The sequence below is a fragment of the Prevotella pallens ATCC 700821 genome, assembly GCF_000220255.1.
Taxonomy (GTDB): Bacteria; Bacteroidota; Bacteroidia; order Bacteroidales; family Bacteroidaceae; genus Prevotella; species Prevotella pallens.
In genome coordinates this window covers 1,887,774-1,894,359 of record NZ_GL982513.1, presented here as the reverse complement: position 1 = coordinate 1,894,359, position 6,586 = coordinate 1,887,774, and the positions used below count along the sequence as shown (strand labels likewise).

The following is a 6,586-nucleotide window of genomic DNA, read 5'->3' as shown; positions in this document are numbered from 1 at the left end:
AAAGCCCTATAAATCATTTTATATGAAATTAGCAGCATAGCTGCAGTAAATAACGAATTATGTGGTAGATAAGGTAAAGGGAGAGTAAAAAAGAGGATGTATCAATTTTGACACACCCTCCTCAGTACAATTGTATGTTTTATAAAAGAGTGTTTATTTGTCTTTTCGTCCGAATATAGAGAAATGTACGTATCGTTTTGGGTGTGCTTTAAGGTTTACAACCAAACTATCAACACTGCGCAATGTGCTGTTTAAGTTGTTGTAAAGTGCAGGATCGTTCATTAGCAAGCCCATTGAGCCCCGGTTACTATTCAGTGTTGCCGTAAGTTTGTTTACTTCGTCGAGTGCCATATTTAGTTTGGCAACAGTCGTTTGAACATCTAACGCATTAACCTTATCGTTTAACGATGTCATTAATACGTGTGCACCTTTTACAGTTGAACGCGCATCGGCAATGCCATGTTTAGCTTCTACCATTACACCATTTGTATTATTAAGCAGCCCGTTAGCTTTTCTTGTCATAGATGGAAGTGAGCTATTAAGTTGTGCCAACAATATATTTAACTGTTTGCTTGATATTGTTAAGTCGCTACTAATTTTATTTGCGTTGTGTAATGTGCTTGTTAAGGCTGGGTCAGAAGTTAATGTTACGATATTCGAAAGTATGCTATCTATTTTTGGTATCATTCGTTGAACATCAGGAATAGCTTCTTTCATTTTTCCAAATACACCGTCGTTAACATTTCCTGCTATAATGCCATCTTGCTTTAAATATTGTTTTGCATTACTAAGAATAAGGTTTACCTTTACATTACCCATAATATCGCTTACAATTTCAGCAGTAGAGCCAACAGGAATTTGCATATCCTTACTTATTGTAACAAATACGTTAATAGGTTTAGATGGGTCTTTATAGTTGTAAACAATATCTTTTACTGTTCCCACTTTAAATCCATTAGCATAGATTGGTGTGGTAGGCGTAAGTCCATCAACCTTATCGAATTGCATATTATACTCCATATCAGCTGAGTATAAATTAATTCCTTTAAGGAAATTCATACCAAAATAAAGTATTACGATGCCAACAATTGCCACCAATGCTATTCTTACTTCGGGCGATAATAATTTTTTCATATTCATTTCTTCTTAGTCTTAACAAATTCTTTAATAGCTTCTCCAGTGTTCATTCGTTTGCCTTTTTTGAATGCAACTATAAATGCTTGTGGAAAGTCCTGCTTTAGTTTCTCTTTTAATCGTAAAATCTCGTTGTAGTCTGCACTATTACCAATCATATATTTGTACAAATCTCCCTCAATTTCTGACGATACGTTTTTGTGTCCTTTAAACAATTGGCTGTCTGGGGTAAGTTGCCTGTTTATGGCAAATATTTGTATTTTAAATATGGGGACATCTGTTGTTGGTTTTTCTACAACAGGTTGTTTCTTGTCTTTTGTATGTGTAGCTTTTGCTATGGGCTTTACTGTCAGTTGTTTATTCCTTACAACATTTATTTTTTTAGGTACTTCTACATTCTCCGACGATTTACTTGTATTCTTCGATAATCCACCTAAAATGTTCTCTATAGGTAATTGGTTTTTGGTAGACGGACGATAGGGAATGGTAACTTTTCCATCATATCTGTTCTTATATTCTACAAATGCCTCGTAAATGCCATGTGCCATAAGGTCTATTCCGCGTTGTGAGTTAAGGAACTGTTCTTCTTCTTCTGACGTAATGAATCCTAACTCTATAAGGCAGCTTGGCATTGAAGTTTCGCGCAATACAAGAAATCCTGCTTGATGCACTCCTTTATCGTTTCGATTGGCTTTAGAACAAACAGAACGTTGAATGAGTCGAGCTAGTTCGACACTCTTCTCCATATTTCCCGATTGAAGAATTTCAAACATAATATAGCTCTCTGATGACTTTGGATCGAAACCCTCGTAAGTCTTTTCGTATCCTTTCTCCAGTGAAATAACACTATTCTCTCGCATAGCCACATCTAAGTTGTCCTTTGCACGGTGCATACCTAAAGTATAAACTTGAAAGCCCTGTGGTGGTGTTTTTGTGGGTGGAACAGAATTGGTATGTACAGAAATAAACAAATCGGCTTTTGCTTTATTGGCTATTTCTGCTCTACCTTTCAGTGGAATAAATACATCAGTTTTGCGTGTGTAAATAACCTTAACATCTGGAAGATTATCCTCAACCAAACGCCCAAAGGCTAATGCTACGTTTAAATTAATATCCTTTTCGTTTGAAAAGGCACCTAATGCTCCCACGTCTTTTCCACCATGACCAGCATCAATAACAAGTGTGAATTTATCTTTTGCACTTATTTTTATGAGTGCAAACAAAAAGAAAATTATGAGGAAAAAGGTAGTTCGTCTATTCATACTTTGTATAATTGCACGCAAAGTTAAGCATTTTCATTTGAATAGATTAGGCTAACACTTGGTTTTTTCATTTATTAAATGTAATTCTACACCTGCTCCGCTGCAATCAGCTCCCATTGGTGGATTTATCTTTGTTAGATTAAGGTCTATTGATTCTATATCGGGGAAAACTTTTATTATAGCTTCTGTTATCCGATATGCAGTATGTTCTAACAATTTTGCAGGTTGTTGCATTACTGTTTTTACAATATCGTAAACATCGGCATAACTTATTGTGTCGTTTACATTGTCTGTTAGCATTGCTTTGCCTATATGATAACACAAACGAAGGTCGGCAACATAATCGTTGCCAACCTTTCGTTCCAATTCGCTTACACCGATGTAGGCATGAAACCTTACACCTTTTATATATATATAGCTTGTTTCTAATTTCATTATTTGACAAAACTATTTGTTTATCCGCAGCGAGAAGCTCCGCAATTAGTACATATAAGACAGCCTTCTTGATAAACTAATGTCTCTTGTCCGCACACAGGGCACGTTTGTCCTGAAGCTGTTGTACCATCGGTTACATATTTCTTTAGAGCACGTTCCACACCATTCTTCCATGTATTAATACTTTCATCTTTCAACTGTAGAGACCCTACGAGATGAATGACATGGTCTATTGGCATACGATAACGCAATACTCCAGAGATGAGTTTTGCATAGTTCCAGTATTCTGGATTAAATTTCTCAGAAAGTCCTTCAACGGTTGTTTTATATCCCCGTTTATTCTCAAACTGGAAGTCATAACGGTGTGTACCATCGGCATTGGTTTGTTTTATAACTTTACCCTTTGTTACACTTTTGGGCAATACAATACCTTCATCGTCGTCTTGTAATCCAGTGAATATTTCGTAGGGATAACCATCAAGAAGTCCTACGAATGCAACCCATTTTTCTTTATTGTTCTGGAATCTAACTACATCGCAATCTAACACTTTGGGACGTTCTTCTATTACTTGCGGTGGGGTACAAGTATGTTCGTGTTTCTCTTCTGATGAATTCAAATCATGGTCTTCGTTTGTTTCTTTTTCTTTTTCGTTTTTCTTTTTCTTATCTTTCTTCGAAACAGAAATCATAACGCCTGAACGAGAACCGTCGCGATAAATGGTGCACCCCTTGCAACCAGAGCGCCAGGCCTCTACGTAAAGTTTGTTTACCAATGCTTCATCTACATTGTTTGGTAGATTTACTGTTACAGAGATAGAGTGGTCTACCCATTTCTGAATAGCTCCTTGCATCCGAACCTTCATGAGCCAATCTACATCGTTAGCGGTAGCTTTATAGTAAGGCGACTGTTTTACAAGGTCGTTTATCTCTGCTTGTGTATATTTCTTTGTTGTATCGAATCCGTTTATCTTCATCCATTCTAAAAATTTCTTGTGATAAACAATGTATTCTTCAAATGAATCGCCAACCTCGTCTACATAATCGACGTGTACATCTGTATCGTTCGGATTAACTTTTCTACGACGTGTATAAACTGGCATAAATACTGGTTCGATACCCGAAGTAGTTTGTGTCATAAGTGAAGTTGTTCCTGTAGGCGCAATTGTTAAGCAGGCAATGTTACGACGACCATATTTCTGCATATCGGCATAGAGTTGTGAATCTGCCTCTTTTATGCGTAACACAAATGGATTCTTTTCTTCTCGTTTTGCATCAAAGATAGTAAAGGCGCCACGTTCTTGTGCCATTGTAACCGATGAACGATAAGCTGACAGTGCCAGTGTTTTATGCACGTCTACAGCAAATTTAGTTGCTTCTTCTGTTCCGTAGCGTAAGCCCATAGCAGCTATCATATCACCTTCGGCTGTTATTCCTACTCCTGTACGGCGTCCTTTTCCACTCTTTTCTTTTATCTTTTCCCAAAGATGGTATTCGGCTAGTTTCACTTCGTCGCTTTGTGGGTCATGCTTAATTTTTTCCATTATATGATCTATCTTCTCCATCTCTAAATCTACAATGTCGTCCATTAAACGTTGTGCCAAAACAGCGTGCTTCTTGAATAAATCGAAATCGAAAGTTGCGTCTTTTGTAAATGGATTCTTTACGTAAGCGTAAAGATTGATAGATAGCAAGCGACAGCTATCGTATGGACACAATGGAATTTCGCCACAGGGATTGGTAGAAACTGTACGGAAACCTAAGTCGGCATAGCAATCTGGAATACTCTCTCTAATAATTGTATCCCAAAAAAGAACACCAGGCTCAGCACTCTTCCATGCGTTGTGTACTATTTTATCCCACAACTTTTTGGCAGAAATTTCTTTTTTGAAGCTTGGTTTTTCTGCATCAATAGGGAATTGTTGTTCAAAAGGAGTATCGTTTACGGCTGCTTCCATAAAGCCATCGGTAATTTTTACTGATACGTTTGCGCCTGTAACTTTACCTTCTTCCATCTTTGCATCTACAAAAGCTTCAGTATCGGGGTGCTTAATACTTACGGAAAGCATTAATGCACCACGGCGACCATCTTGTGCTACTTCGCGTGTACTATTAGAGTATCGCTCCATAAATGGTACTAAGCCTGTTGAGGTAAGGGCTGAATTGTTTACAGGTGAACCTTTTGGGCGCACGTGACTGAGGTCGTGTCCTACTCCTCCACGGCGTTTCATTAATTGAACTTGCTCTTCGTCTATACGCAAGATTGCACCATAAGAGTCGGCATCGCCATCAAGTCCTATCACAAAACAGTTTGAGAGTGAGGCTATTTGGTAGTTGTTTCCTATTCCTGTCATTGGACTTCCTGCTGGTATTATATAGCGGAAATGATCTAACAGATGGAAGATTTCTTCTTTACTAATAGGATTTTTGTACTTCTTTTCTATGCGAGCTATTTCGTTGGCAATGCGCCAATGCATATCTTCTGGCGATTTTTCGTATATATTGCCAAAGCTATCCTTCATAGCATACTTGTTTACCCAAACTCTTGCGGCTAATTCATCACCGTCAAAATACCTCAGCGAGGCCTCAAATGCTTCGTCAAATGAGTATGTTTTGTTCTCTTTCATTAATTTGTCTAGTAAAAAATGCGGTTGCGAAGTTACTAATTGTTTTCCAAAACAGAAAACTTTTGTTTAACTTTGTAGCCTAAAATTTTCTAAAATGAACAATATATTCAATCGTAGAAGCATTAGAAAATACAATAACAGAGAGGTTTCTAATGCTCTTTTAAAGGAACTTTTGAGTAAGGCTGAACGAACTCCAACTATGGGGAATTTGCAACTTTACTCGGTTGTTGTAACACGTAACAGTGAAATGAAACACAAATTAGCGCCTGCACATTTTAATCAGCCAATGGTAGAAAATGCAGCTGTGGTATTAACATTTTGTGCCGACTTCCGTAGAACCACTATTTGGGCAGAGAATAGAAAGGGAACTCCTGGTTACAACAATTTTCTTTCGTTTATGAATGCGGCTACAGATGCCTTACTTTATTGCCAGACATTCACAAATTTAGCAGAAGCAGAAGGACTTGGGACGTGCTTTCTTGGAACAACCATATATAATTCAAAGGCGATTATAGAATTGCTTAAACTTCCAAAGTTAGTTATGCCTGTGGCTACGCTTACAATTGGCTGGCCTGACGAAATGCCCGAACAACCAGACAGATTACCCATTGAGAGTATTCTGCACGAAGAAACTTACACGGATTATACAGCTGAAAGTATAGACTTATATTATAAGGTGAAAGAATCGTTGAAAGAAAATAAACACTTTGTAGAAATAAACCATACTGAGACGTTGGCGCAAATATTTACCGATATACGATACAAGAAAAGCGATAACGAAGTGATGTCGAAAAATTTATTAGATGCGTTAAAACAACAGGAATTTATTTAATAGCAATCAGTTAAAGATAGATAGATTTAGTTTTATTGCGAACCTCTAATTACTAAATTTGGGTTTAATAAGTAATTGTAAACATTACGCTCTAAATGATTGGTTAAAGAGGTAAGTATTTTAACTTTCTGTTCTTACTTAGCATAGACTTTCTCTGTACTATAAAGTGGCAGATAAAGTCTATGTCTATTCTGGAATCAGAACATTACAGAATAAAGGATTTCGTAATTCTCATCTGAATAATCACCTTCTAGCTATTATAACATAGCCTTATAAAGGTTGCTATTTTTTTTGATATC

General features: G+C 37.0%; 5 protein-coding genes. 1 reads left to right on the top strand and 4 read right to left on the bottom strand.

The window, feature by feature from the left end:
- Positions 1 to 153: 153 nt before the first annotated feature.
- The 4 genes from HMPREF9144_RS07405 to HMPREF9144_RS07390 are packed head-to-tail and all read right to left on the bottom strand — an operon-like array spanning position 154 to position 5,455.
- Entirely contained in the window at positions 154 to 1,140 is a 987-nt protein-coding gene (locus HMPREF9144_RS07405; protein ID WP_006045310.1) for an MlaD family protein, read from the bottom strand.
- On the bottom strand, positions 1,137 to 2,396 hold the full coding sequence (locus tag HMPREF9144_RS07400; RefSeq protein WP_006045309.1) for an N-acetylmuramoyl-L-alanine amidase family protein: 1,260 nt from the start codon (positions 2,394 to 2,396) through the stop codon (positions 1,137 to 1,139). The genes HMPREF9144_RS07405 and HMPREF9144_RS07400 overlap by 4 nt, the downstream gene beginning before the upstream one ends.
- Positions 2,397 to 2,447: 51 nt before the next feature.
- Positions 2,448 to 2,831 carry a dihydroneopterin aldolase gene (gene folB, locus HMPREF9144_RS07395; protein WP_006045307.1) on the bottom strand — a complete coding sequence of 128 codons (384 nt, stop codon included), beginning with the start codon at positions 2,829 to 2,831 and terminating at the stop codon, positions 2,448 to 2,450.
- Positions 2,832 to 2,851: 20 nt separating this feature from the next.
- The gene (locus HMPREF9144_RS07390; protein ID WP_006045306.1) at positions 2,852 to 5,455 is read right to left on the bottom strand and encodes an adenosylcobalamin-dependent ribonucleoside-diphosphate reductase; all 2,604 of its coding nucleotides are present in this window, start codon (positions 5,453 to 5,455) and stop codon (positions 2,852 to 2,854) included.
- Between the two features lie 94 nt (positions 5,456 to 5,549).
- Between HMPREF9144_RS07390 and HMPREF9144_RS07385 the strand changes: the two genes are divergently transcribed.
- A complete protein-coding gene (locus tag HMPREF9144_RS07385; RefSeq protein ID WP_006045305.1) occupies positions 5,550 to 6,287 on the top strand; it encodes a nitroreductase family protein in 738 nt (245 codons plus the stop codon).
- Positions 6,288 to 6,586 lie beyond the last annotated feature (299 nt).